This is a genomic window from Ruegeria marina, from assembly GCF_900101475.1.
GTDB classification, from domain to species: Bacteria; Pseudomonadota; Alphaproteobacteria; order Rhodobacterales; family Rhodobacteraceae; genus Ruegeria_B; species Ruegeria_B marina.
The window spans coordinates 178,313-201,709 of sequence record NZ_FMZV01000003.1; the positions used below are offsets into that span (position 1 = coordinate 178,313).

Sequence of the window (23,397 nt, forward strand, 5' to 3'; positions counted from 1 at the left end):
CATGACCACTCGGCTCACCAATGCACCGGTTCTGGAAACTCCGCGGCTTTTGCTGCGCGGGCCCGAGCATCGTGACGCCGACCCCCTGATCGCCTTCCTTCTCGACAAGGAGCGGGCCGAACTGTTCGGCCATTACGACAACCGGGGCGACGCTTGGCGCTGGTTCGCCCTTATGGTTGGGCACTGGCATATCCACGGCTATGGCTATTTCGTGATCGAAGAGCGTGCCACCGGTCGCGCGGCCGGAATTTGTGGCATCTGGAATCCCGAAGGCTGGCCGGAGCCGGAACTGGGCTGGGTCGTCTTTGACGGGTTCGAACGCAAGGGCATCGCCCTCGAGGCGGCGCTGCGCGCCCGCCAATGGGCTTATGAAGACCTGGGTTTCACTACGCTGACGTCGAACATCGTTCCCGGCAACACTCGTTCGGTCGCGCTGGCTGAACGCCTGGGCGCGCGGTACGAGCGCACCTACCATAACGTCCATATGGGCGAGGACATGCTTTTTCGCCATCCTGGCCCGGATGAGCTGGACAACGACGGTTCGGTGGAGGCCTACGCATGACCAGCCTCCGGATCCCGACACTGACCACTGACCGCCTGATCCTGCGTGCACCAAAGCTCGAAGATTTCGAGCATTGGGCCGCCTTCTTTGCCTCGCCCCGCGCGGTGCATGAACGCGGCATGATGGAGCGCGCCGCCGCCTGGCGCGTCTGGGCCTCGGACGTCGGCATCTGGACCCTGCGCGGCTATGGTCCCTTTGGCGTCGAGTTGCGCGACAGCGGCGCTTATGTGGGTGAGGTGGGCATTTACGAACCCGACGGCTATCCTGGCCCGGAACTGGGCTGGTTCGTGATCCCCAAAGCAGAGGGCAAGGGATACGCCGCTGAGGCGGCGGGCGCGGTGATGATCTGGGCCCGGCGCAATTTCGGCTGGGACAGCCTGATCAACATCATCGACCCGAAAAATGCCCGCTCCATCGCGCTGGGCCTACGTCTGGGTGGAAAGATCGACCCAGACGCCGTTGGCGAAGACCCCGGCGACGTTGTGATCATTCACGATCTGCGGGGGCTGGCATGACGCTGGACATCCCCGTGATCGAAACCGAACGCCTGATCCTGCGCGGCCCTCGCGAGAGCGATTTCGAAGCTTTCGCCACCTTTGGCGCCTCGGAACGGTCGCGGTTCGTCGGCGGCCCCTTCCCCCGCTTCCGCAGCTGGGGCGGGTTCCTGGCCACCTACGGTCACTGGGCATTGCGCGGCTATGGCATGTGGATGGTCGAGGACCGCGCCACCGGAGCCACCGCCGGGCGCATCGGCTTTATCTACAACGACGGCTGGGACGAACCCGAACTGGGCTGGCACATCTTCGACGGGTTCGAAGGCAAGGGTTACGCCTATCAGGCCGCCCATGCAGCCCGGACGCATGGGGCGCAGCACTTTGGCCTCGACGGGGTGATCTCCTATATCGATCCGGCCAACACCCGTTCGCTCCGGCTGGCCGAGCGGCTGGGCGCGCAGTACGAGCGCGACGGAGAGGTCGCAGGCCACCCCTGCCAGGTCTGGCGCCATCCGCAACAGGGGGCGGCCGCATGACCCACACCATCCCCGTCATCGAGACCCGGCGTCTGGTCCTGCGCGGCCCCGAGCCCGAGGATTACCCGAACTTCAAGGCCACCTTCACCAGCTACCGCGCCCGCTTCATGGGTGGCCCGCTGAACCCCTACGAGGCCTGGATGCTCTATGCCGCCGAGATCGGCCATTGGCAGATCCGCGGCTATGGCATGTGGATGATCCACGACAAAGCCACCGACAAGACGCTGGGCATGGCTGGCGGCTGGAAACCCGCGGGCTGGCCCGAGGCCGAGATCGCCTGGGTGATCTGGCCCGACGCTGCGGGCAAGGGCTATGCGCTGGAGGCCACGCACGCGGCCCGGCGGCATTTCTACCGCCATCTCGGCTGGGAAACCGCCGTCAGCTATATCGACCCCAAGAACCTCGACTCGATCCTCCTGGCCGAGCGGCTGGGGGCCAAGAAGGACGCCGAGGCGCCGACCATCGACGGCAACGACGCGGTTTATCGCCATCCCACACCCGCGCAGCTGGACGGCACCCAGTTGGCGCACGGGATCGACATGGAAATCGCGCATTACGCCGACCCGCTGTTCAAACCGAAAGGATGGGCCATTGACTGACCTCACGCCAGATCCCGTGGCCCGCGCCGCCGAGGTGCTCAAAGGCCACCGCGCCAGCATTGACCGGCTGGATGCAATCCTCGTCTATACTCTGGGCGAGCGGTTCAAGCACACACAGGCCGTGGGCAAGCTCAAGGCCGAACACGACCTTCCCCCGTCCGATCCCGTGCGCGAGGCACAGCAGATCGCGCGGCTCGAAGACCTGGCGAAAGAGGCCGATCTGGACCCCGATTTCGCCAAGGCTTTCCTGAATTTCATCATCCAGGAAGTCATCCGGCACCACAAGAAACACCAAGAATGATCCTTCGGATCAACAAACACCAGAAATAACCGGATACGTCCGGTCAACACGAAACACGCCGCAAGCGTGATGCCAATCAAAGGAGAAACGAAATGGCAATGAAAATCCGTCTGGCCCGTGGTGGCTCGAAAAAGCGTCCCTTCTACCGGATCGTGGCCGCCGACAGCCGCATGCCGCGTGATGGCCGCTTCCTCGAGAAGCTGGGCACCTACAACCCGCTGCTGCCCAAGGACAGCGAAGATCGCGTGAAGATGGATGTCGAGCGCATCCAGTACTGGCTGGGTCAGGGCGCCCAGGCGACCGACCGCGTCGCCCGCATGCTCGAAGCCGCAGGCGTCGTCGCCAAGTCCGAGCGCTCGAACCCCAAGAAAGCCGTTCCGGGCAAGAAAGCGCAGGATCGCGCCAAGGAAAAGGCCGACAAGGCCGCAGCCGCTGCTGACGCAGGCGAAGAATAAGCAGGACGCGCGCGTGCGGGAACATACCTTCTCGGATGACTTCCGCGCGCAGTTCGATCTGCTGATGCGGCTCCGGCGCGACGTGCGCCGGTTCCGCACCGATCCGGTGGACGAGGCGGTGCTGGCGCGCTGCCTCGACGCCTTTCGCCTGGCCCCTTCAGTCGGGCTGAGCGAGCCCTGGCGCATCATTCGCGTCACCTCGGCGCAGGCCCGAACCGCCGCGCTTGAAAATTTCCAGACCGCCAATGCGGACGCGCTTGCCGGATACTCGGGCGACCGGGCCCGGCAGTATGGCCGGTTGAAACTCTCCGGCATGCAGGACGCACCGGTCCACCTGGCGGTGTTCTGCGACGACGCCACTGATCAGGGACACGGCCTTGGCGCCGCGACCATGCCCGAGATGCGGCGCTATTCCGTGGTGACCGCGATCACCCTCTTCTGGCTGGCGCTCCGGGCCGAGGGGCTGGGGCTGGGCTGGGTCTCCATCCTCGACCCCGACCGGCTGACCCGTGACCTTGACGTGCCCGCAAACTGGCGGCTCATCGGCTATTTTTGTCTTGGCTGGCCTGACGAAACCTCGGAAACTCCCGAACTGGAGCGCCTCGGCTGGGAAACCCGCCGGCCCGCAATGGCGATAGAAACACGATGACCAAAAGCAGCGAAAGCAACCTGATCTGTGTCGGCGTACTGGGCGGCTCTTTCGGCGTCCGCGGCGAAGTGCGCCTGAAAAGCTATTGCGCCATCCCCGAGGATATCGAGCTTTATTCACCGCTCAGCGACGAAACCGGCAAGACATTCTATCCCTTGGTCCTGACCGGCACCATCAAGAGCGGGTTCGCCGCCCGGCTGGGGGGCGTCGAGACCAAGGAAGAGGCCGACGCGCTCAAGGGCCTGCGCCTCTACGCGCGCCGCGACCAGCTGCCGTCCCTGCCAGATGACGAGTTCTACCACGCCGACCTGATCGGGCTTGCGGTCTATGACACCGGCGGCGCGCTCCTGGGCAAGGTGATCTCGGTCCAGAACCACGGTGCGTCCGACCTGCTGGAAATCAGCGGTCCGGGCCTGAAGACCCCGGTCCTGATGCCCTTTACCCTGGCCGTGGTGCCCACCGTCGACCTCGACCAGGGTCGTATCATCGCCGACCCGCCCGAGGGGCTGTTCTGAACCGGTGCGGGACCGAAACCCGACATCGGCAAAAGAGCCAGCCCCGCGCTTGGGCTTGCCCGAACCCGCCGACGACGATAGTCAGGCCATCTGCCGCTCTGGAGTGAACACATGTCCGCGACCATCAGGATCGCCATTGCCAGCATAGTCATCGGCACCCTCGTGCTGGGTATCAAGATGCTGGCATGGTGGCTGACCGGGTCAGTCGCTCTCTTCGCGGATGCCCTGGAAAGCACCGTCAACGTCGCGACCGCCATTGCGGCATTTATTGCGATCCGCGTCGCTGCAAAACCGGCGGATGCCTCTCACCCTTACGGTCACCACAAGGCCGAGTTCTTCAGCGCCGTCCTCGAAGGCGTGATGATCATTGTGGCCGCGCTGCTGATCCTGCGTGAAGCATACGCCGGATTTCTGACCCCCAGAGTGATGGATCTCCCGATTGAAGGGTTGCTCATCAACGGGGCCGCAACAGTGATCAATGCGGTCTGGGCGTGGATCCTGATCAGTCGTGGCCGCGCGGCCCGTTCCCCGGCCCTTGTGGCGGACGGCAAACATCTTTTCACGGATGTGATCACCTCTGCCGGAGTTGCACTCGGAATACTTCTGGCAATCTTTACCGGCTGGTGGGTGCTTGATCCCCTGATGGCGGGTCTGGTCGCGGTAAACATCCTCTGGTCCGGCTTCAATGTGGTGCGCGTTTCGCTGAGCGGCCTGATGGACGAAGCCGTTTCGCAAGAGACGCTGGACAAGGTGCGCGAGGTCATTTCCAAGGAGGCGGGTGGCGCGGTAGAGGCCCACGACCTCAGGACGAGGCACGCGGGCCAGGCAACCTTCATCGACTTTCACCTCGTCGTGCCCGGCGAAACGACGGTATTCGATGCGCACGAGATTTGTGACCGGGTAGAAGCCGCCCTAAAGGATGTTGTCGAGGGCGCCAAGATCACAATCCACGTGGAACCGGAACACAAGAAGAAACATTCAGGCATCGTTGTACTCGACTGAGTGAGCACGTTCGGCCTTCTGCGGATGGTCCGGGACAACGGGTCTTTCCGTCCCGACCGGCAAGCCGCTGCCCGCCGGATGCATGCAAGACTTCGGCCTAGTGCTTGATCACCAGCCCCTGCCCGGTGGGGATCTCCAGCACCGTGTGCCCGCGCGCGGCCATGAAGGCGTTTTCCGCATGCCGCTGCGCCGCGTATCCCGTCCAGCCGTAATCGTCGAACACGATCATCCCGCCCGGCACCACCTTGTCGAACAGGGCCTCGAGCGCGGCGATCTCGGAGGCGGCCGAGTTCATGTCGATATGCAACAGCGCGATCTGCTCGGGACAGGCCTGCGCGAAACTGTCGGGCACCATGCCTTGCACGATCCTCGTGTTCGGCACATTGGCAAAGCGTTGCTGCACCACTTTCAGGATGGCGTCGGGATCTTGCGCAATATCCTGTTCATAAACCTGGTTCGACCGTTTTTCCGAGTTCATCGCCTCGGGAATGCCCTGATAGGTGTCGTATAGGTAGAGCGTCTTGTCGATCCTGGAAAACTCGAGGTAGTCGGTCAGGAACGCGAAACTGAACCCCTTCCACACACCGCATTCGACGAAATCTCCCGGCAGATGCAGCACGTTCTGCGCCGCCCACAGAAGCGTGTGCAAACGCCAGGCGATCGAAAGTTCCTGTTGGGTCTGCGCGTTGCGCCGCAGGGTTTCGACGAATTGCCTGTCCTCGCGGAACCCCCCTGCCCGTTGCAGGCCGATCAGGTTGTCGGACGCGTAGATCGGGCCGAAAATCTCCTGCAAGGTCTTCAACGCGGATCGAAAACGCTCTGCGTTCTCACCCTTTAGCTTGCCGTAAAACACGCGCCGATAATCCTTTGATGCAATGTACCCGCTCAATAGCGCCCAAAGCGCCGTGCAATGTCAATCGTCGCGGCGCGCGACATGCTTTTCCCACAGATCGGGGCGCCGCGCCCTGGTGATCTCTTCACTCTTCTGACGCCGCCACTCGGCAACCTTGCCGTGGTGCCCCGACATCAGCACCTCCGGGATCTGTCTGCCCTTCCATTCGGCTGGCCGGGTGTATTGCGGATGTTCCAGCAGGCCCGAGGAAAAGCTCTCGTCCTCCGTCGAGGCGTGATTGCCCAGAACGCCGGGCAGCAAGCGCACGGTTGCGTCGATCAGCGCCTGCGCCGCGATCTCGCCGCCGGTCATCACGAAATCGCCCAGCGAGACCTCAAGGATGCCGTAATGCTCCAGCACCCGCTCGTCCACGCCCTCGAACCGGCCGCACAGCAGGGTCACCCCGTCGCAGCGCGCCAGCGACTGCATCAGCGACTGGTCCATCGGGCGCCCGCGCGGCGACAGGTAGATCAGCGGCCAGTTTTCGCCGGTGCCCTGCATCGTCGCCTCGATGGCCGCGCCCAGCACATCGGGCCGCAACACCATGCCCGCGCCACCGCCGGCAGGCGTGTCGTCGACATTGCGGTGCCGACCCACGCCGAACTGGCGCAGGTCCGTGGTGTGCAACTGCCACAACCCGTCCTGCAACGCCTTGCCGGTCAGGCTTTCGCCCAGCACTCCGGGAAAGGCCTGCGGGAACAGCGTGATGATCCGCGCCTGCCAGACGCCGTGCAATTCCGGCGTCGGCGTCATCAGCTCGCGGGGTTGCAGCGTGGGGCGGATGGCCTTGCGGCCATGGGAACGGGTGGGTGCGTTGCTCATGGCCGCTGTCATAGGGCATGCCGCGGGCCGAGGGAAGCGCCTCAGCCGATCAGACCTGCCTTCCAGCGCAGCCAGATGTCGGGCGCGCTGCGGAACACGTTGATGTCCACCTTGCCCTCGATCCCCGGCACCAGCCCGGTGCCGGTATACTGCCAGAAGGTCCAGTAGGCGCCGGGATAGACCTGCCTGGGGTGCCCCGCCACCGAGCGCAGCCAGAAATCCGTGTCGTGCAGCTGCCCGATGCCGGTGTCGCGGTAAAAATCGACCGTCGTGTAGATGAGCGGCCGCCGCCCGTAATGCGCCTCCAGCATGTCTAGGAACTTGCGCGCCTCGGCGCGCACCTTGGCCCCGTCGGGGCGCAGCGGGCAGGTGCGCGAGAGATGGTTCCATTCCATGTCAAGAACGTGCGGCAGATCCGCGCCGCGCGGCACATGCCGGATGAACCACCGCGCCTGCTGTTCCGCTGGGCGGCAGAAGTAGAAATAGTGATAGGCCCCCCAGGGCACCCCGGCTGCCTGCGCCCCGCGCCTGTGGTCAGCGAACTTCGGGTCAACCACGTCGCCGCCTTCTGTCGCCTTGATGAAGACGAAATTGACCCCTGCCGCCCGCGCGACGGGCCAGTCAATCTTTCCCTGCCAGCGCGACACATCGATGCCATGCACCGGATAGGAACCCGGCCCGCGTCCCTCCCAAGAGTGCGGATCCGCGTCGTCGAATTTCGGATAGACGACCATCCGCGCCAGTTCCTGGGCGAACGGATCGGGCGCCGCAGGCTCTTCGGGTTCAGGGGCGCGGCGTCCGCAGGCGACAACCAGGCCGGCAAGGCAGAACAACATCAGAATTCGGAAAATGCGGTGCATGAAATCTCGCGTTTGGCAAACGAACGGAACGGGCTTTCCGGACAATAATGTGAGCGGCACGTCGACAAAGGCAACTGGCGGCGCGCACATCGGCGGAAAATGCCGACATGCGCGAGAATACTGTCCGTGCCCGCGATGCTTTCCCTTGATCCTCGCGCCGAACTTGCCTAAACGGTGCCGGTCTGGAATCGCTTTTGCGACACCGGACCCTAGGTTCGTTGGCATATGCCCTGACCGGCTTCTTCGCCGGACACGCGGGTGCAAGGGAACCCTGGTTCAAAATTCGGACGACCTGATCTCGGGCGGGCGCCACGGCGGACCCGGTAGAAGACCACGAGCTCTTGGGACGCACACATCTTCGTGGGTAAAACCACGAGCAAACAGGAGAAACTGCGATGGACCTGATCGCACAGCTCGAGGCGGAACAGATTGCCGCCCTGGGGAAGGACATCCCCGACTTCAAGGCCGGTGACACCATCCGCGTCGGCTACAAGGTTACCGAAGGCTCGCGTACCCGCGTGCAGAACTACGAAGGCGTCTGCATCAGCCGCAAGAACGGCAGCGGCATCGCCGGTTCGTTCACCGTCCGCAAGATTTCGTTCGGCGAAGGCGTGGAACGTGTGTTCCCGCTCTATTCGACCAACATCGACAGCATCACCGTCGTGCGCCGTGGCCGCGTGCGCCGCGCCAAGCTGTACTACCTGCGTTCGCGCCGCGGCAAGTCGGCTCGTATCGCCGAAGTTTCGAACTACAAGCCCAAGGCTGACGCCGAAGCGTAAGGACCGGAAAGATGAAAAAAGACATCCATCCCGACTACCATCTGATCGACGTCAAGCTGACCGACGGCACCGTCATCCAGATGAAATCCACCTGGGGCAAGGAAGGCGATACCATGTCGCTGGAAATCGACCCCTCCTCGCACCCGGCTTGGACCGGCGGCTCGTCCCGCCTGATGGACACCGGCGGCCGCGTGTCGAAGTTCAAGAAGAAATACGAAGGCCTGGGTTTCTGATCCTGTGCCTTCGCAGATTACGGGGCCGTCCGTTCGGGCGGCCCCTTTTCGTTTCTGTATAGTGGCCGGGTCCGGGCCTATCTGCGCTTCCCTTCATCCAGAACACAACATATAGTGTCGCTCAATACTGAGCCGACCAAAGGCGCGGATTGAGGGGATACAGGCAATGGCGCATATCATCGTCGTCGGGAACGAAAAGGGCGGTGCGGGCAAGTCCACGGTTTCGATGCATGTGGCAAGCGCCCTGGCGCGTCTCGGCTACAAGGTGAATACACTCGACCTCGACCTGCGCCAGCGCAGCCTGGGCAGGTATTTCGAGAACAGGGCCGCTTTCATGAAGAGCGCCGAGATGGAATTGCCGTCGCCGACAAACCATGACCTGCCCGAGATCGACCCGGCTTCGCTGAAACCCGGTGAAAATGTCTTCGACCATCGCCTGTCGGCGGCGGTTTCGCGTCTGGAGGCCGACAGCGACTTCATCCTGATCGACTGCCCGGGGTCCCATACCCGGCTCAGTCAGGTGGCACACTCGCTGGCCGACACGCTGGTCACCCCGCTCAACGACAGTTTCGTCGATTTCGACCTGCTCGCGCGCATCGATTCCAGCGGCGAAAAGATCCTCGGCCCCTCGGTCTATTCCGAAATGGTCTGGAACGCCCGCCAATTGCGGGCGCAGGCAGGCCTGAAGCCGATCGACTGGGTGGTGATCCGCAATCGCGTCGGCACACAGCGCATGGTCAACAAGGAAAAGATGGAACGCGCCATCGAGATGCTGGCCAGCCGCATCGGTTTCCGCATCGCCCCCGGTTTTTCCGAGCGGGTGATCTTTCGCGAACTGTTTCCGCGCGGGCTGACCCTGCTCGACCTCAAGGATATCGGCGTCAAGCAGCTCAACATCTCGAATATCGCCGCCCGGCAGGAGTTGCGCGACATGATGAAGGCCCTCAAACTGCCGGGTGTCGAAATCGACTTCTGAGGCGTCGGGCCGTTATTGCGCCCCCGCGCCTTCGTAGATCGTGAACAGTTCCTGCGGTTCCGAAACACCGCGCAACATGTACCGTCCGAGACTGACAAGATCGTGCCCCGCTTCGTCCGCCGTTCGGGCAACCGTTTCCGATAGGATGATGTTGCGGCCGACCGACCGGTGCAGCCCCGACAGCCGCACCGTCAGGTTGACCGCCGGGCCGATCACCGTGAAATCGAGCCGGTTTTCGGCGCCGATGTTGCCATAGAAGATCTCTCCGGCATGCAGGGCCAGGGTGACGTCGGTTACGGTTTTTCCCTGTGCGCGGCGCTGCGTATTCACCCTGTCCATGCCGCGTCGCATCTGCACCGCCGCATCCAGGGCCGCGGCCGCAGATTTCTCCGGCGTGTCCAGGTTGAACATGGCCAGGATCCCGTCTCCAAGATACTTGAGGATGTTTCCGCCCTGCCCGTGGATGACACCGACCGCCATGCCGAAATATTCGTTGAGCATTGCAATCAGCTCCGGCCCCGGTGTGCGTTCCGAAAGCGCGGTGAAATCCTTGAGGTCGAAATAGCACAGCACCGCCTTGATCTGCTGAACCGATCCGCGCTGGATCTCGCCCGACAGAACCCGGCGGCCCGCGTCCCGACCCAGATAGACTTGCAACAGATCACCCGCCATCCGCCTGTTGGACGCCGATTTCAACGCCAGGGCCAGTTGCGGCAGCGAAGCGCGCACCAACCGAAGGTCAGCCTCGTCAAAACCGGTCGCCCCGTCGCTGGCCCACGAGATCAGGACACCTTCGGGCGTGTGCAACGGGTCGATCCGTTCAGAGGGCGCCCGTTTCTCAAGGATCACCCCGGCGGCGAAATAGTCGGTGGCCCCGTTCGCGCGCAACTCGTTCAACAGAGGAAATCGGCTTTCCGCGTTGCTGTCGATCAAGCGCTCACGAAATTCTGTCTCGCCGCTGTCGAGCAGATGGTAAAGCGGACTGCGCAACCAGGCCTCCCGCGGGGTCTCGGTATAACCGTATTCCTCGCTGGAGACCCCCTTGTCGCGAAACCAGTTGAAACCCAGCCCGCCATATTTCGGGTGAAACGCGCTTTGCGCGACATGCAGCCGATAGAGAGGCACGCCAAGCTCCACCAGCCGTTCGCAATACCCAAGCAGCAGCGCGTCCTGTTGTGTACCTTCCAGACCCTGATGCAGCAACCAGTCCTGCAAACGCTCTAACATAACGCCGGTCGTCATCTGCTTTACATCCCCTGAACTCATCAAACCGCTCCCGCTTTCGATCCGGGCCGATATGGGCATGCCGCACCCGGATCGAAAGTCGGGGCAAATCAGTCCATGCCCGCAAGACGCCGCAACATCATCCGCAACAGGGCAGATTCACCCCTGGTGAATTGCGCTGCCATCCGGTCGTCGTATTCCTCCGCGATACCGCGAAGCTCGCGGTAGACCGCCTGGCCGGCGGTCGTCAATGCCAGTTTCTCGGACCGGCGGTCGTTCTCGTCTCGTGTCCTTGTCAGATAACGGCGATGCGCCAGCTTGGCCACGGCCCGGCTGACCTTGGTCTTGTGGATCAATGCCCGTTCGCCGATCTCCTTGGCGGTCATTTCACCGTGGATGCCCAGATGGAACAACACCCGCCACTCGGTTCTGAGCATGCCATACCGATTCTTGTAGACCTGCTGAAATTCCAGCGAGCTTTGCTCGGCCGCCTGATTCAGCAGGAACGGCAGGAAATTTCGCAGATCAAAGTCATCATTTTCCGGTAAATTGGACTCAGTCATGCTTGTTAGTTACAAAATCAACTATTATCCGACAAGCAGTAAACGGAGGAACGCGCGAATGAACCGTCCGATTGACCCGCATCACATGACACAGGCGGCCACCGCCGCCGGCACCACCGAAGGCTACATGCCCGGCTGGGCCAACGATTTCGAAACCGAAGCCCTGCCCGGCGCCCTGCCCCAGGGCATGAACAGCCCGCAGAAATGCAACTATGGCCTCTATGGCGAGCAGCTGAGTGGCACCGCCTTTACCGCCACCCGCCCCGAGCGCACCTGGTGCTATCGCATCCGGCCCTCGGTCAAGCACTCGCACCGCTACGAGAAGATCGACCTGCCCTACTGGAAATCGGCCCCGCATGTGGTCGATGACGTGATCAGCCTGGGCCAGTACCGCTGGGACCCGGTGGCGCATTCGGGCGAGGGGCTGACCTGGCTGACGGGCATGCGCACCATGACCACGGCTGGCGACGTGAACACTCAGGTCGGCATGGCCAGCCATGTCTATCTGGTGACCGAGTCGATGGTGGATGAATATTTCTTCTCCGCCGACAGCGAGCTTCTGGTCGTCCCGCAGGAGGGCCGGCTGCGCTTTGCCACCGAGCTTGGCATCATCGACATCGAACCGAAGGAAATCGCGATCATCCCGCGCGGCCTCGTCTACCGGGTCGAGGTGCTCGAAGGCCCCTGCCGCGGATTTGTTTGCGAGAACTACGGCCAGAAATTCGAACTGCCGGGCCGTGGCCCGATCGGCGCCAACTGCATGGCCAATCCGCGCGATTTCAAATCGCCGGTGGCAGCCTTCGAGGATCGCGAGGCGCCCTCGACGGTGACGGTGAAATGGTGCGGTCAGTTCCACACCACCAAGATCGGCCACAGCCCGCTCGACGTGGTGGCCTGGCATGGCAATTACGCCCCGGTCAAATACGACCTGCGCAACTATTGCCCTGTCGGCGCGATCCTGTTCGACCATCCCGACCCGTCGATCTTTACCGTACTGACCGCGCCTTCGGACGTGCCGGGCACCGCGAACATCGACTTCGTGCTGTTCCGCGAGCGCTGGATGGTGATGGAAGATACCTTCCGTCCTCCGTGGTATCACAAGAACATCATGTCCGAACTGATGGGCAACATCTATGGCCAGTATGACGCCAAGCCGCAGGGCTTTGTCCCCGGAGGCATGAGCCTGCACAACATGATGCTACCGCATGGACCGGACAAGGAAGCGTTCGAGAAGGCATCAAACGCCAATCTCGGCCCCGACAAGCTGGACCATACCATGTCCTTCATGTTCGAGACCCGTTTTCCCCAGCACCTGACGGAGTTCGCCGCCCGCGAGGCGCCGCTGCAGGACGATTACATCGATTGCTGGACATCGCTGGAGAAGAAGTTCGACGGCACCCCCGGCAAGAAATAAGCTGCGGGCGAGGGGGCCTAGATTTTTCGTCGAAAAATCTCGGTCCCGCCCGCGACATCTGTTTGGAGAAGACATGACCCTGAAGAAATCCTGGGTAGCCTCGGCCAACGATCCGAAGCACCCCTTTCCGCTGAACAACCTGCCCTATGGCGTGTTCTCGACCGGTGATGACGAACCGCGCTGCGGGGTAGCCATCGGCGACATGATCCTCGACCTGGCGGCCGCCGAAGCCGAAGGGCTCGTGGCGCTTGCCGACTACCCTCTCTTCGACGTCCCCTACTGGAACGATCTGATGGAGGAAGGCCCCGCCGTCTGGGCGGCCCTGCGCGACCGGCTGACCGCGCTGCTGGCGGCAGGCGCGAAACAGCGGGACGCTGTCGAACCGTTGCTGGTGCCGATGGCCGAGGCCACGCTGCACATGCCGCTTGTGGTCAGCGAATACACCGATTTCTATGCCGGCCGGAACCACGCCTTCAACGTCGGCACCATGTTCCGGGGCCCCGAGAACGCGCTGCCGCCGAACTGGCTGCACATCCCCATCGGCTACAATGGCCGCGCCTCCTCGGTTGTGGTCTCGGGCACGCCCGTCCGCCGCCCCTGGGGCCAGCTGAAATCGCCCGACCATGCGCTGCCCGCCTTCCTGCCCTGCCGCCGCTTCGATATCGAGCTCGAGATGGGCGCCATCGTCGGCACCCCCTCGGACGGGCCGATCACGGTGCAGGAAGCCGACGATCACATCTTCGGCTACGTGCTGCTCAACGACTGGTCGGCGCGCGACATCCAGGCCTGGGAATACCAGCCGCTGGGGCCGTTCCAGGCCAAGGCGACCGCCACCTCGATCAGCCCCTGGATCGTGACCAAGGCCGCGCTGGAGCCGTTCCGCACCGACACGCCCGCGCGCGAGTTCGAACTGCTCGACCATCTCAAGGACTGCGGCCCGATGCTCTATGACATCGAGCTGGAAGTCACGATGGCCCCCGAGGGCAAGCCCGCCACCACCATCGCGCGGACGAACTACAAGGAAATGTACTATTCCGCCGCGCAGCAGTTGGCCCATCACACCACCAGCGGCTGCCCGATGAACGTGGGCGACCTGCTGGGCTCCGGCACCATCTCGGGCGCCACCAAGCCCGAGCGCGGCTCGCTCCTGGAACTCAGCTGGGGCGGCAAGGAGCCGCTGACGCTCGACACCGGCGAGACACGGACCTTCATCGAGGATGGCGACACGCTGACCTTGACCGGGGCAGCCCGCGGCGAAGGCTATACCATCGGCTTCGGCGACTGCGTGGGCAAGGTGCTGCCCGCACTCGAAAACCCCTACCAGAGATGAGAGCGCGGATTTCATCTTTTCCCAAATACTCCCGCCGGAGGCATCCGATACCCGCCTCCGGCACACCGGCAAGAGGATAGACCAATGGCCAAGGCATTCGCGTCGCAAGGCGATATGAGCGAGAAGAAGATCAGCTTTACCGAGGTCGGCGAAGGACTTTATGCCTTTACCGCCGAGGGGGACCCCAATTCCGGCGTCATCATCGGCGACGACAGCGTCATGGTGGTCGAGGCGCAGGCCACGCCGCGCCTGGCGCAAAAGGTGATCGACTGTATCCGTGAAGTCACCGACAAACCGATCTCGCATGTGGTGCTGACCCATTACCATGCCGTGCGCGTGCTGGGCGCCAGCGCCTTTGGCGCCGGTCAGGTCATCATGTCCGACACCGCCCGCTCGATGGTCGTCGAGCGCGGCCAGGAGGACTGGGACAGCGAGTTCCAGCGTTTCCCCCGCCTTTTCGAAGGGCACGAGAGCATTCCCGGCCTGACCTGGCCAACCACCACCTTCTCGGACAGCATGACCGTCTACCTGGGCAAGCGTCGGGTCGACATCATGCACCTGGGTCGCGCCCATACGGCGGGTGACGCGGTGATCCACGTGCCCGACCAGAACGTGATGTTCACCGGCGATATCGTCGAATACCACTCGGCCTGCTATTGCGGCGACGGGCATTTCAACGACTGGGGCAACACGCTGGACAACATCGCGTGGTTCGACGTTGACGCCATCGCACCGGGCCGGGGCGACGCGCTGGTCGGCAAGGAGATGGTGAACGCCGCCATCGAGAACACCCGCGATTTCGTGCAGAGCACCTATCGTCCGGCGGCCCGCGTCGCGGCCCGCGGCGGCTCGCTGAAAGAGGCCTGGGACGCGGTGCGTGCCGAGTGCGACCCCAAGTTCGCCGACTACGCGATCTACGAGCATTGCCTGCCGTTCAACGTTGCCCGCGCCTATGACGAGGCGCGCGGCATCGACACGCCGCGAATCTGGACCGCGCAGCGCGATCTGGACATGTGGGAAGCCCTGCAAGGCTGATCACGGGGCGACATTGATCCAGATCGTGTCGCCCTGCCCGAAACAGTGAGACGATGAAACCAGACCTCCGGCAGACCATCGCCGGAGACCGGAGAGAGTGTGCCTGGGCGATATTGCCAGACGCCCGGAAAGGAAATGGGAGGAGAACCCGTGAACAAGATCTTCGAAGTCCCGCTTTACGCCTATGAGCGTAGCCCGGATCAGGACGCGCCCGCGCCGGTCCGGCACAAGGTGATCGTGGTGGGGGCCGGCCCCATCGGACTGGCCGCCGCCATCGACCTCGCCCAGCAGGGGGTCGAGGTACTGGTACTCGATGACAACGACAAGGTGAGTTTCGGCTCCCGCGCGGTCTGCTATGCCAAGCGCCCTCTGGAAATCCTTGACCGTCTCGGCTGCGGCCAGCCGATGGTCGACAAGGGCGTGGAATGGAACATCGGCAAGGTCTTCTTCGACGACCGTCAGGTCTATGACTTCAACCTGTTGCCCGAAGGCGGCCACCAGCGCCCGGCCTTCATCAACCTTCAGCAGTATTACTTCGAAGAATACCTGGTGAACCGGGTCCGCGAATTGCAGGCCGAAGGGGCCCCGATCGAGATCCGCGGCCGCAACAAGGTCGAGGCTATCGGTCGACACGACGACCATGCCAAGGTCGAGGTGGAAACGCCCGAAGGCTCCTACACGCTCGAAGCCGACTGGCTCATCGCCTGCGACGGGGCCGGCTCGCCGATCCGCCGGATGCTGGGGCTCGACTTCCTGGGCCGGGTGTTCGAGGACAATTTCCTGATTGCAGACGTGATCATGGAGGCCGAGTTCCCGACCGAACGCTGGTTCTGGTTTGATCCGCCCTTCAACCGGGGTCAGTCGGCGCTCCTTCACAAACAGCCCGACGGGGTCTGGCGGATCGACCTGCAACTGGGCTGGGACATCGACAAGGAGAGCGAGAAACGCCCCGAGAACGTGATCCCGCGGCTCAAGGAGATGCTGGGCGAGGATGTGAAGTTCGAACTAGAGTGGGTGTCGATCTACACGTTCCAGTGCCGCCGGATGGAAAAGTTCCGCCATGGCAGAGTAATCTTTGCCGGCGACGCCGCACATCAGGTCTCGCCCTTCGGCGCGCGTGGCGCCAATTCGGGCCTGCAGGATACCGACAACCTGATCTGGAAGCTGAAGCTGGTGATGGAAGGCAAGGCGCCCGAAGCACTGCTCGACAGCTACGATTACGAACGCATCCAGGGCGCCGACGAAAACATCCTGAACTCGACCCGGTCGACCGATTTCATCACGCCAAAATCGGAGATCTCGCGCATCCTGCGCGATGCAGTTCTGGATCTCAGCGAACAATATGCCTTTGCCCGCCCGCTGGTGAACTCGGGGCGCTTGTCGGTGCCCTGCACCTATGACGGCTCACCGCTGAACTCGGCCGATGCCCTGCTGGACGGCCCTGCCCGTACCCGGCCCGGCAGCCCCTGCCCCGACGCCCCGCTGGGGGATGAGTTCCTGCTTCCAAAGCTGGGGAACAAGTTCATCCTGCTGACGATCGACGCCGATGCCCCCGACATGATCGAGGAAGAAGGGGTCGAGGTGACAAGGCTTGCGCTTTCGGTCAAGGACGACCCGACATGGGAGCTCAAGCGCCGCTATTTGGGCGAGCACGACAGCGCCGTCTATCTGATCCGGCCGGACCAGCATGTCGCTGCCCGCCGCCCCAGCTATGACGACAACCAGTTCCGGCACGCGATCCGCCGGGCCACCGGCAAGGAGTTACACCCATGACCGATCTGATCCTGACCCCGAACATCAATGGCGCCGACGACTTCTATGCCGAGCTTCTGGCGGCGCATGAAGGGCTTGAAAAGCCCGAGAGCGACGCGCTGAACGCGCGCCTCATTCTGGTGCTGGCCAACCATATCGGCGACCGCGCCATCCTGACCCAGGCGATCAATGCCGCCACATTGAAGGAATAACCGACATGAAAATCGAGAAAATCCACCACGTTGCCTATCGCTGCAAGGACGCCAAGGAAACCGTCGAGTGGTATGGCAAGATGCTGAACATGGACTTCATCCTGGCCATCGCCGAGGATCACGTCCCCTCCACGCACGAGCCCGATCCCTACATGCACCTGTTCCTGGATGCGGGCAATGGCAACGTGCTGGCCTTCTTCGAACTGCCGACCAAGCCTGAAATGGGCCGCGATCCGAATACGCCGGTCTGGGTCCAGCACATCGCCTTCAAGGTAAAGGACCGCGAAGAATTGCTGAAGTTCAAGGACCATCTGGAAGCCAATGGCGTCGAGGTCCTGGGCGTCACCGACCATTCCATCTTCCACTCGATCTACTTCTTCGACCCCAGCGGCCACCGCATCGAACTGGCCTGCCCGGACCCGGAGGAAGAGGCGCTCCTGAAACGGATGGACGCGGTCAAATGGGACATGCTGGAAGAATGGTCACGCACCAAGAAGGCGCCGCAGCACGCCGCATGGCTGCACGCCAAGGAACTGAACAAGGCACAGTGACCCTAAACTGTCGCGCCCGGCGGTCCCCGCCGGGCGCATGTGGCGGAAAACCGGTTAACATCACATCCGTAAGGTCTTAGAACGGGTGCGAACGATCTGGCAGGGACCGACCGGATGGCTGATACGATCCTCTACGACTACTGGCGCTCGTCCGCCAGCTACCGGCTGCGCATCGCGCTCAATCTCGCGGCGATCCCCTATCGCGCGGTCCCGGTCGATCTGGTCAAGGGCGAACACCGCGCGCCCGAGCATCTGGCGCGCAACCCGCAGGGGCTGGTGCCGGTGCTTGACATCGACGGGCTGCAACTGACCCAGTCGCTCGCGATCCTCGATTATCTCGACCAGACCCGCAATCTTGGTCTTGTGCCCGCCGACCCCGCAGAGCGCGCCAGGGTGCAGGCGCTGGCGCAGGCTATCGCGATCGACATTCACCCGGTCTGCAACCTCAAGGTTGCGCGCCACGCCACCGAACTCAGCGGCGGCGCCGAGGGCATGCCCGGCGACTGGATGCGCCATTTCATCCGTCCCGGCCTGCAAGCCTTCGAAGTCATGCTGGGCGGGTTCGAACAATCGCCCTATTGCTGCGGCGACACTCCGGGGCTGGCTGACATCTGCCTGATGCCGCAGATCTACAACGCCCGCCGGTGGGAGGTAGACATCAGCGACATGCCGCGCCTCCTGTCGGTCGAAACCGCCTGCAACGCAAATCCGGCTTTTGCCGCGGCACATCCCGACCGGCACGCGCCCGCAGGCTGACGCGGGGCGGCCTCAGGCCGCCTTCCACTTGATCGAACAGCCCATTGACGGAGTCTGGTCGGCCGGGCCGCGCCCCGTCTCGGCCACCTGCTTCATCGCCTCGAACAGATCGCGGCGCAGGTCGGCCGGCCCGGCCGTATTGCGCGACGCATCGAGTCGCCCGCGATACTGCAATTCCAGCGCGGCGTTGAAGCCGAAGAAATCCGGTGTGCAGGCCGCCCCATAGGCGCGGGCGACCGACTGGTCCTCGTCATGCAGATAGGGAAACGGAAACGCCCTGTCCGCCACCATTATCTTCATGTTCTCGAAACTGTCGGACGGGTAGGCAACCGCATCATTCGAACAGATGGCGACAACCCCAACGCCCAACTCCTGTAGATCGCGCGCATCGCGCAGGATCCGGTCCAGAACAGCCAGGACGTAAGGGCAGTGGTTACAGATGAACATCACAAGCGTTCCCGCCTCGCCCGCCAGACCGGACAGGCTGTGGCTGCGCCCGTCGGTGCCCGGCAAGGTGAAATCCGGCGCTTTCCAGCCAAAGTCGCAAACAGGTGGTGTCGCAGCCATCTGGTCCCTCCCTTGATCGTCACCGCCAGTAAACCCGCGCCGCCCCCGACCCGTCAACGGTCGCGGTTGATGCTGGACAAGAGACGCTCCGATCCGCTTACTGGCGGGAAACAAAGTACAAGGAGCACAAGACATGGCCAGACACGGCTATGAAGGCGGGCGGCTGAACCTGCCTTTCGTCGGCATCTGCACCTTCGGCAAATATTCCTATGTCGAGGACTGGGACAATATCGACGCCGATGCGGCAATCCTTGGCGCTCCCTTCGATTTCGGCGCGCAATGGCGCTCGGGCGCCCGGATGGGGCCGCGCGCCATCCGCGAGGCCTCGACACTGTTCTCCTTCGGACATGCCGGCGCCTATGACTTCGAGGACGACATCACCTATCTCGATCCGGCCAAGGTGCGCATCGTCGATATCGGCGATGCCGACATCGTGCATACCGACACGATGAAAAGCCATGCCAATATCGAGTTCGGAGTCCGCAAGATCCTGCAATCGGGCGCTTTGCCGGTGGTGCTGGGGGGCGATCACTCGATCAATATCCCCTGCATCAACGCCTTCGATGACCAGGGCCCGATCCATGTCGTGCAGATCGACGCGCATCTCGATTTTGTCGACGAACGGCACGGGGTACGCTACGGCCATGGAAACCCTATGCGCCGCGCCGCCGAGAAACCCTATGTCACCGGGCTTAGCCAGATCGGCATCCGCAATGTCTCGTCCACCGCCAAGGACGGCTATGACGACGCCCGTGCGATGGGCTCCGACATCCAGTCGGTGCGCCATGTCCGCCGCATGGGAACCGAGGCGATGCTGGCCCGTATCCCCGCAGGCGTGCGGTATTACCTGACCATCGACATCGACGCCTTCGACCCGTCGATCGCACCCGGCACCGGCACCCCCAGCCATGGCGGGTTCCTCTATTACGAGGTGCTGGAACTGATCGACGGTCTGGCGAAACGCGGCGATATCGTCGGCATCGACCTGGTCGAAGTCGCCCCGGATTACGACCAGACCGGCTGCACCTCGATCCTGGCCGCGCAATTGCTGATGAACACGCTCGGGCGGGTACTGCATCACCGCAAGCGTTGAGCATCTGCACAAGCCCGGTTCGCCGATGCGTAATTGCTTCTGTGCCCCCTGCCGGGCAGACTGCCTGCAAAGGAACAGGAGACGCCGATGACCCAGACGATTACGGGCTATCATGCCCATGTCTATTTCGACGCCGAAACCGAAAAGACGGCCCGGCAAGTCTGTGAAGAAGCCGCCCGGCGTTTCCCTGTCGAGATGGGCCGGGTACATCGCCGCAATGTCGGCCCTCATCCGCGATGGAGCTGCCAACTGGCCTTTCACCCCGAAGCATTCGACAAGGTACTTCCCTGGCTGATGCTGCACCGGCAGGGGCTGACCGTCTTTGTCCACCCCAATACTGGCGAGGAATTGCTCGATCACCGCGACCGGGCGATCTGGATGGGAGAGATGCTGGAACTGGACCTGTCGGTTTTCGACTGAACCCGCGACTGCGGTCGCACAGCGTTCAGAAAGGTGCGGCGGCGCGGAAGCTCAGAGATTTGCCGCTATCGGGATGCTTGAGGCGCAGTTCTTCGGAATGCAGCATCAGGCGGGGAAAGTCTTGCGCAGCCCCCGTCGCATAGAACGGATCGCCCAGGATCGGGTGCCCCAGTGCCTGGCAATGCACCCGCAACTGATGCGAGCGGCCGGTGTGCGGCGTCAGGCGCACGCGCGTTGTGTCGCCCTCGTAGCGCAGCACGCGCCAGTCGGTAACGGCCGGGCGCCCGGTGTCATGACAGACCATCTGGCGCGGACGATTGGGCCAATCCACGATCAGTGGCAGATCGACGGTGCCCGTCCTGGGTTCAAGCTTTCCCCAAAGCCTCGCAACATAGGCCTTCTTGGTCTTGCGGTCTTCGAACTGGCGGCTCAGGTTGCGCTGTGCATGCGAGGTCTGGGCAAAGACCATGACGCCCGATGTATCACGGTCAAGCCGGTGCACCAGCAGCGCACCGGGAAACGCCGCCTGCACGCGGCTGAGCAGGCAATCGGCCAGGTGTTCCCCCCGGCCCGGCACCGACAGCAGGCCGGCCGGCTTGTTCACCACGATCAGTTCGGCATCCTCATGCAGGATCTCGAGAGGGTCCTGGGGAGGGTCATAGGTATCGGACATGCCCGCAGCCCTAGCGCAGGTGACCGCTTCCCGCAACGTCGTCCTTGCAGCGCGGCGCGGGCTCGGCAAGGCTGACGGTCAGAAACCGAGAGGAGAGCCCAGATGCACCCCACCATCACCCGGATGCAGGAGGTCGTGGCCAACGGCGACGAAAGCCTGATCCATGCGCTGCTGGCCGAAGACGTGCGCTTCCTGCCGCCGACTTATTACAAGACATGGACCGGACGCGATCCCGTGGCCGCCGTTCTGGGCCATGTGGGGCTGGTGTTTTCCGAGTTTCGCTATCGCCGGATCATGGGCGAGGGCAACGACTGGGCGCTGGAGTTCCAGTGCAAGGTCGGCGATCTGGATGCGGTGGGTGTGGACCTGATCACCCTGAACGACGCCGGGCTGATCCAGGAATTCGAAGTGGTCATGCGCCCGTACAAGACCGTGGGCGCGCTGCGCGACGCGATGAATACGCGCGTGAAGACCGATGCGCGGTTCCTCAGGTTTCGCGAGGCGCTGAGCTGATCGGTATCGACCAGGTTCTGCGTATTCCCCTGCTGCCAGTGCTTGCCGCGCAGGGGCTGGCCGTGCGCCGCAAGGCGCAGTTGCTGGCCGAACCGGCGGGGCCGCGTGCGGGGCGAGCGGGATCCGGCCCGGCGTTACGCTTGCTGATTGCCGGTGACAGCGCCGCCGCTGGGGTCGGCGTGGACAGTCAGGATTTGGCGCTCTGCGGTCAGTTGGTGTCGCGGCTGGCGCAAACCTTCACCGTCGACTGGCGGGTCGAGGCGACCACGGGCCACACCACAAGCGATACGCTTGCACGGCTCCGGGCCCTGCCCGACCGGTTCGACGTTGTAGTGACCTCGCTGGGTGTGAACGACACCACCCGCGCGATCCCGGCCCGGCGGTTCGCCGCGCGGCAGGCGGCGCTGATGGACCTGCTGACCGGCCCTCTGGCGGCACGGCTGGTGGTTGTCACCTCGGTGCCGGACATGGCACTTTTCCCCGCCTTGCCGCACCCATTGTCCTGGGTATTGGGGCAGCAATCCCAAAGACTTGACCGATCTCTCGCCAACATGCTGAAGCGCTATCCGCAAGCGGTCCACCACCGCCCGCACATCCCGCCCGACCCGGCGATGGCGGCGCGGGACGGGTACCATCCCAGCGCCTTGGCCTATGCGCATTGGGCCGAGGGGCTGGCGCGGGTGATTCAGGCTCAGGCGCGGCGCATCTGACGCAGCATCGGCACCGAATAGATCACCAGCGCGGCCCAGATCATCGGGAAGGCGAACATGCGGCCGCGATCGATCTCTTCTCCAAAGAAAGTGATGGCTGTGACGAAGATCATCGTCGGCACGATGTATTGCAGGATGCCCATGGTCGACAGGCGCACCAGCTTAGCCGCATTGGCATAGACCAGCAGCGGCACCGCCGTCACCACGCCCGCCCCGGCCAGCAACACGGTATCTGGCGTCGTGGCGCCGAACGACCCCAAACCCTGGCCTGACGCCCACAGGAGATATGCCAGCGCAAAAGGTGTCAGGATCAGCACTTCGAGCAGGAAACCCTGGTTCGGGCCGATGGGCAGTGACCGCTTGAACAGCGCATAGAGCCCCCAGCTGACGGTCAGACCCAGTGCCGCCCAGGGCAGTTTCCCGGCCTCGAAAATCAACACGCCGACGCCCCCGGCAGCCAGGACAATCGCAACAATTTTTGTGAGATTGAGCCTCTCCCCCAGGACGAGGGCGGCAAGCGCGATGCTGAACAGCGGGTTGATATAGTAGCCCAACGCAGCATCTAGCGCATGGCCGCTGGTGATGGCCCAGACGTAGATCGCCCAATTGACCGAGATCAGCGCCGCCGTCACACAGGCCATGCCCAGCATGCGCGGGTTGCGCAGCGCGGCGCGCAAGTCTCGTGTCCGGCCCAGCGCGATCAGCAGGATACCCGCTACCGGCACCGACCAGACAATGCGATGGGCCACGACCTCGACCGGGGAGATGTGGGATAACATCTTCATATACAAGGGTAAAAAGCCCCAGAGAAGATAAGCCGTGATGGCCAGCGCCAAGCCGCGCGGGGTGTCCACGTTCTGGGTCTGGGTCATCCGAGATCTCCTTCACTTGTGCAGGTGTATTGCAGGT

Annotated in this window: 31 protein-coding genes; 23 read left to right on the forward strand and 8 right to left on the reverse strand. The window is 63.3% G+C overall.

Going from position 1 to position 23,397, the window contains the following annotated elements; translation table 11 throughout:
- Position 1 precedes the first annotated feature (1 nt).
- The 9 genes from BLT75_RS05505 to BLT75_RS05545 all read left to right on the forward strand — a co-directional run bounded on the left by BLT75_RS05505 (position 2) and on the right by BLT75_RS05545 (position 5,113).
- Positions 2–562 carry a GNAT family N-acetyltransferase gene (locus BLT75_RS05505; protein WP_093028533.1) on the forward strand — a complete coding sequence of 187 codons (561 nt, stop codon included), beginning with the start codon at positions 2–4 and terminating at the stop codon, positions 560–562.
- Complete coding sequence (locus BLT75_RS05510) at positions 559–1,077, forward strand: GNAT family N-acetyltransferase (RefSeq protein ID WP_093028535.1); 519 nt, start codon at positions 559–561, stop codon at positions 1,075–1,077. Before BLT75_RS05505 ends, BLT75_RS05510 begins: the two co-directional genes overlap by 4 nt.
- Positions 1,074–1,592: a GNAT family N-acetyltransferase gene (locus BLT75_RS05515; RefSeq protein ID WP_093028537.1), complete on the forward strand. Its 519-nt coding sequence runs from the start codon at positions 1,074–1,076 to the stop codon at positions 1,590–1,592. The genes BLT75_RS05510 and BLT75_RS05515 overlap by 4 nt, the downstream gene beginning before the upstream one ends.
- The gene (locus BLT75_RS05520; RefSeq protein ID WP_093028539.1) at positions 1,589–2,191 is read left to right on the forward strand and encodes a GNAT family N-acetyltransferase; all 603 of its coding nucleotides are present in this window, start codon (positions 1,589–1,591) and stop codon (positions 2,189–2,191) included. Before BLT75_RS05515 ends, BLT75_RS05520 begins: the two co-directional genes overlap by 4 nt.
- A complete protein-coding gene (locus tag BLT75_RS05525; protein ID WP_093028541.1) occupies positions 2,184–2,492 on the forward strand; it encodes a chorismate mutase in 309 nt (102 codons plus the stop codon). Before BLT75_RS05520 ends, BLT75_RS05525 begins: the two co-directional genes overlap by 8 nt.
- A gap of 92 nt (positions 2,493–2,584) precedes the next feature.
- Positions 2,585–2,947 carry a 30S ribosomal protein S16 gene (gene rpsP / locus BLT75_RS05530; RefSeq protein WP_093028543.1) on the forward strand — a complete coding sequence of 121 codons (363 nt, stop codon included), beginning with the start codon at positions 2,585–2,587 and terminating at the stop codon, positions 2,945–2,947.
- A 13-nt stretch (positions 2,948–2,960) separates the two neighbouring features.
- Positions 2,961–3,596 carry a 5,6-dimethylbenzimidazole synthase gene (gene bluB, locus BLT75_RS05535; protein ID WP_093028545.1) on the forward strand — a complete coding sequence of 212 codons (636 nt, stop codon included), beginning with the start codon at positions 2,961–2,963 and terminating at the stop codon, positions 3,594–3,596.
- Positions 3,593–4,111: a ribosome maturation factor RimM gene (rimM, locus tag BLT75_RS05540; RefSeq protein ID WP_093028547.1), complete on the forward strand. Its 519-nt coding sequence runs from the start codon at positions 3,593–3,595 to the stop codon at positions 4,109–4,111. The genes bluB and rimM overlap by 4 nt, the downstream gene beginning before the upstream one ends.
- Before the next feature lie 111 nt (positions 4,112–4,222).
- The gene (locus tag BLT75_RS05545; RefSeq protein WP_093028549.1) at positions 4,223–5,113 is read left to right on the forward strand and encodes a cation diffusion facilitator family transporter; all 891 of its coding nucleotides are present in this window, start codon (positions 4,223–4,225) and stop codon (positions 5,111–5,113) included.
- Between the two features lie 97 nt (positions 5,114–5,210).
- On the opposite strand, the gene BLT75_RS05550 is transcribed toward BLT75_RS05545, so the two are convergent.
- From BLT75_RS05550 to BLT75_RS05560, 3 genes are read right to left on the reverse strand one after another with little or no spacing between them, the layout of a single operon-like run.
- A complete protein-coding gene (locus tag BLT75_RS05550; protein ID WP_093028551.1) occupies positions 5,211–5,966 on the reverse strand; it encodes a TylF/MycF/NovP-related O-methyltransferase in 756 nt (251 codons plus the stop codon).
- A 60-nt stretch (positions 5,967–6,026) separates the two neighbouring features.
- A complete protein-coding gene (trmD, locus tag BLT75_RS05555; protein ID WP_093028553.1) occupies positions 6,027–6,827 on the reverse strand; it encodes a tRNA (guanosine(37)-N1)-methyltransferase TrmD in 801 nt (266 codons plus the stop codon).
- 41 nt (positions 6,828–6,868) lie between these two features.
- Positions 6,869–7,687, reverse strand: a complete 819-nt coding sequence (locus tag BLT75_RS05560) for a glycoside hydrolase family 25 protein (RefSeq protein ID WP_093028556.1) — start codon at positions 7,685–7,687, stop codon at positions 6,869–6,871.
- Positions 7,688–8,082: 395 nt separating this feature from the next.
- Here BLT75_RS05560 and rplS point away from each other — a divergent pair, with 395 nt between their 5' ends.
- From rplS to BLT75_RS05575, 3 genes are all read left to right on the forward strand, one after another.
- Complete coding sequence (gene rplS / locus BLT75_RS05565; RefSeq protein ID WP_093028558.1) at positions 8,083–8,466, forward strand: 50S ribosomal protein L19; 384 nt, start codon at positions 8,083–8,085, stop codon at positions 8,464–8,466.
- A gap of 11 nt (positions 8,467–8,477) precedes the next feature.
- A complete protein-coding gene (rpmE, locus tag BLT75_RS05570; RefSeq protein ID WP_093028560.1) occupies positions 8,478–8,699 on the forward strand; it encodes a 50S ribosomal protein L31 in 222 nt (73 codons plus the stop codon).
- 166 nt (positions 8,700–8,865) lie between these two features.
- Positions 8,866–9,675, forward strand: a complete 810-nt coding sequence (locus tag BLT75_RS05575) for a division plane positioning ATPase MipZ (protein WP_093028562.1) — start codon at positions 8,866–8,868, stop codon at positions 9,673–9,675.
- 12 nt (positions 9,676–9,687) lie between these two features.
- Here the strand turns inward: BLT75_RS05575 and BLT75_RS05580 are convergent, their stop codons facing one another.
- Together BLT75_RS05580 and BLT75_RS05585 are read right to left on the reverse strand one after the other, a co-directional pair.
- Entirely contained in the window at positions 9,688–10,917 is a 1,230-nt protein-coding gene (locus BLT75_RS05580) for an adenylate/guanylate cyclase domain-containing protein (RefSeq protein WP_093029061.1), read from the reverse strand.
- 92 nt (positions 10,918–11,009) lie between these two features.
- A complete protein-coding gene (locus tag BLT75_RS05585) occupies positions 11,010–11,462 on the reverse strand; it encodes a MarR family winged helix-turn-helix transcriptional regulator (RefSeq protein WP_093028564.1) in 453 nt (150 codons plus the stop codon).
- Positions 11,463–11,520: 58 nt separating this feature from the next.
- Here BLT75_RS05585 and hmgA point away from each other — a divergent pair, with 58 nt between their 5' ends.
- From hmgA to maiA, 7 genes are all read left to right on the forward strand, one after another.
- Positions 11,521–12,876: a homogentisate 1,2-dioxygenase gene (gene hmgA, locus BLT75_RS05590; RefSeq protein WP_093028566.1), complete on the forward strand. Its 1,356-nt coding sequence runs from the start codon at positions 11,521–11,523 to the stop codon at positions 12,874–12,876.
- 73 nt (positions 12,877–12,949) lie between these two features.
- Positions 12,950–14,206 carry a fumarylacetoacetase gene (gene fahA, locus BLT75_RS05595; RefSeq protein WP_093028568.1) on the forward strand — a complete coding sequence of 419 codons (1,257 nt, stop codon included), beginning with the start codon at positions 12,950–12,952 and terminating at the stop codon, positions 14,204–14,206.
- Between the two features lie 84 nt (positions 14,207–14,290).
- A complete protein-coding gene (locus BLT75_RS05600; RefSeq protein WP_093028570.1) occupies positions 14,291–15,241 on the forward strand; it encodes an MBL fold metallo-hydrolase in 951 nt (316 codons plus the stop codon).
- Positions 15,242–15,391: 150 nt separating this feature from the next.
- Positions 15,392–17,014, forward strand: coding sequence for an FAD-dependent oxidoreductase (locus BLT75_RS05605; RefSeq protein ID WP_093029063.1), 1,623 nt, complete (start codon positions 15,392–15,394; stop codon positions 17,012–17,014).
- Complete coding sequence (locus BLT75_RS05610) at positions 17,011–17,205, forward strand: DUF2783 domain-containing protein (RefSeq protein ID WP_093028572.1); 195 nt, start codon at positions 17,011–17,013, stop codon at positions 17,203–17,205. The genes BLT75_RS05605 and BLT75_RS05610 overlap by 4 nt, the downstream gene beginning before the upstream one ends.
- Before the next feature lie 5 nt (positions 17,206–17,210).
- On the forward strand, positions 17,211–17,756 hold the full coding sequence (locus tag BLT75_RS05615; protein ID WP_093028574.1) for a VOC family protein: 546 nt from the start codon (positions 17,211–17,213) through the stop codon (positions 17,754–17,756).
- 114 nt (positions 17,757–17,870) lie between these two features.
- A complete protein-coding gene (gene maiA / locus BLT75_RS05620) occupies positions 17,871–18,512 on the forward strand; it encodes a maleylacetoacetate isomerase (RefSeq protein WP_093028576.1) in 642 nt (213 codons plus the stop codon).
- Between the two features lie 12 nt (positions 18,513–18,524).
- On the opposite strand, the gene BLT75_RS05625 is transcribed toward maiA, so the two are convergent.
- Entirely contained in the window at positions 18,525–19,079 is a 555-nt protein-coding gene (locus BLT75_RS05625) for a thioredoxin family protein (protein WP_093028578.1), read from the reverse strand.
- Positions 19,080–19,212: 133 nt separating this feature from the next.
- Between BLT75_RS05625 and speB the strand changes: the two genes are divergently transcribed.
- Positions 19,213–20,172 (forward strand): agmatinase, encoded by a 960-nt coding sequence (speB, locus tag BLT75_RS05630; protein ID WP_093028580.1) that lies wholly within the window; start codon positions 19,213–19,215, stop codon positions 20,170–20,172.
- Between the two features lie 87 nt (positions 20,173–20,259).
- Positions 20,260–20,592 carry a DOPA 4,5-dioxygenase family protein gene (locus BLT75_RS05635; RefSeq protein ID WP_093028582.1) on the forward strand — a complete coding sequence of 111 codons (333 nt, stop codon included), beginning with the start codon at positions 20,260–20,262 and terminating at the stop codon, positions 20,590–20,592.
- A gap of 25 nt (positions 20,593–20,617) precedes the next feature.
- Here BLT75_RS05635 and BLT75_RS05640 read toward each other — a convergent pair whose 3' ends face one another.
- A complete protein-coding gene (locus BLT75_RS05640; RefSeq protein WP_093028584.1) occupies positions 20,618–21,265 on the reverse strand; it encodes an RluA family pseudouridine synthase in 648 nt (215 codons plus the stop codon).
- 102 nt (positions 21,266–21,367) lie between these two features.
- Here BLT75_RS05640 and BLT75_RS05645 point away from each other — a divergent pair, with 102 nt between their 5' ends.
- Both BLT75_RS05645 and BLT75_RS05650 read left to right on the forward strand, forming a co-directional pair.
- Positions 21,368–21,778, forward strand: a complete 411-nt coding sequence (locus BLT75_RS05645; RefSeq protein WP_093028586.1) for a nuclear transport factor 2 family protein — start codon at positions 21,368–21,370, stop codon at positions 21,776–21,778.
- A 62-nt stretch (positions 21,779–21,840) separates the two neighbouring features.
- Entirely contained in the window at positions 21,841–22,488 is a 648-nt protein-coding gene (locus BLT75_RS05650) for an SGNH/GDSL hydrolase family protein (protein WP_245706375.1), read from the forward strand.
- On the opposite strand, the gene rarD is transcribed toward BLT75_RS05650, so the two are convergent.
- A complete protein-coding gene (gene rarD, locus BLT75_RS05655) occupies positions 22,470–23,360 on the reverse strand; it encodes an EamA family transporter RarD (protein ID WP_093028588.1) in 891 nt (296 codons plus the stop codon). The two genes, BLT75_RS05650 and rarD, sit on opposite strands and share 19 nt — an antisense overlap.
- Between the last annotated feature and the right edge of the window lie 37 nt (positions 23,361–23,397).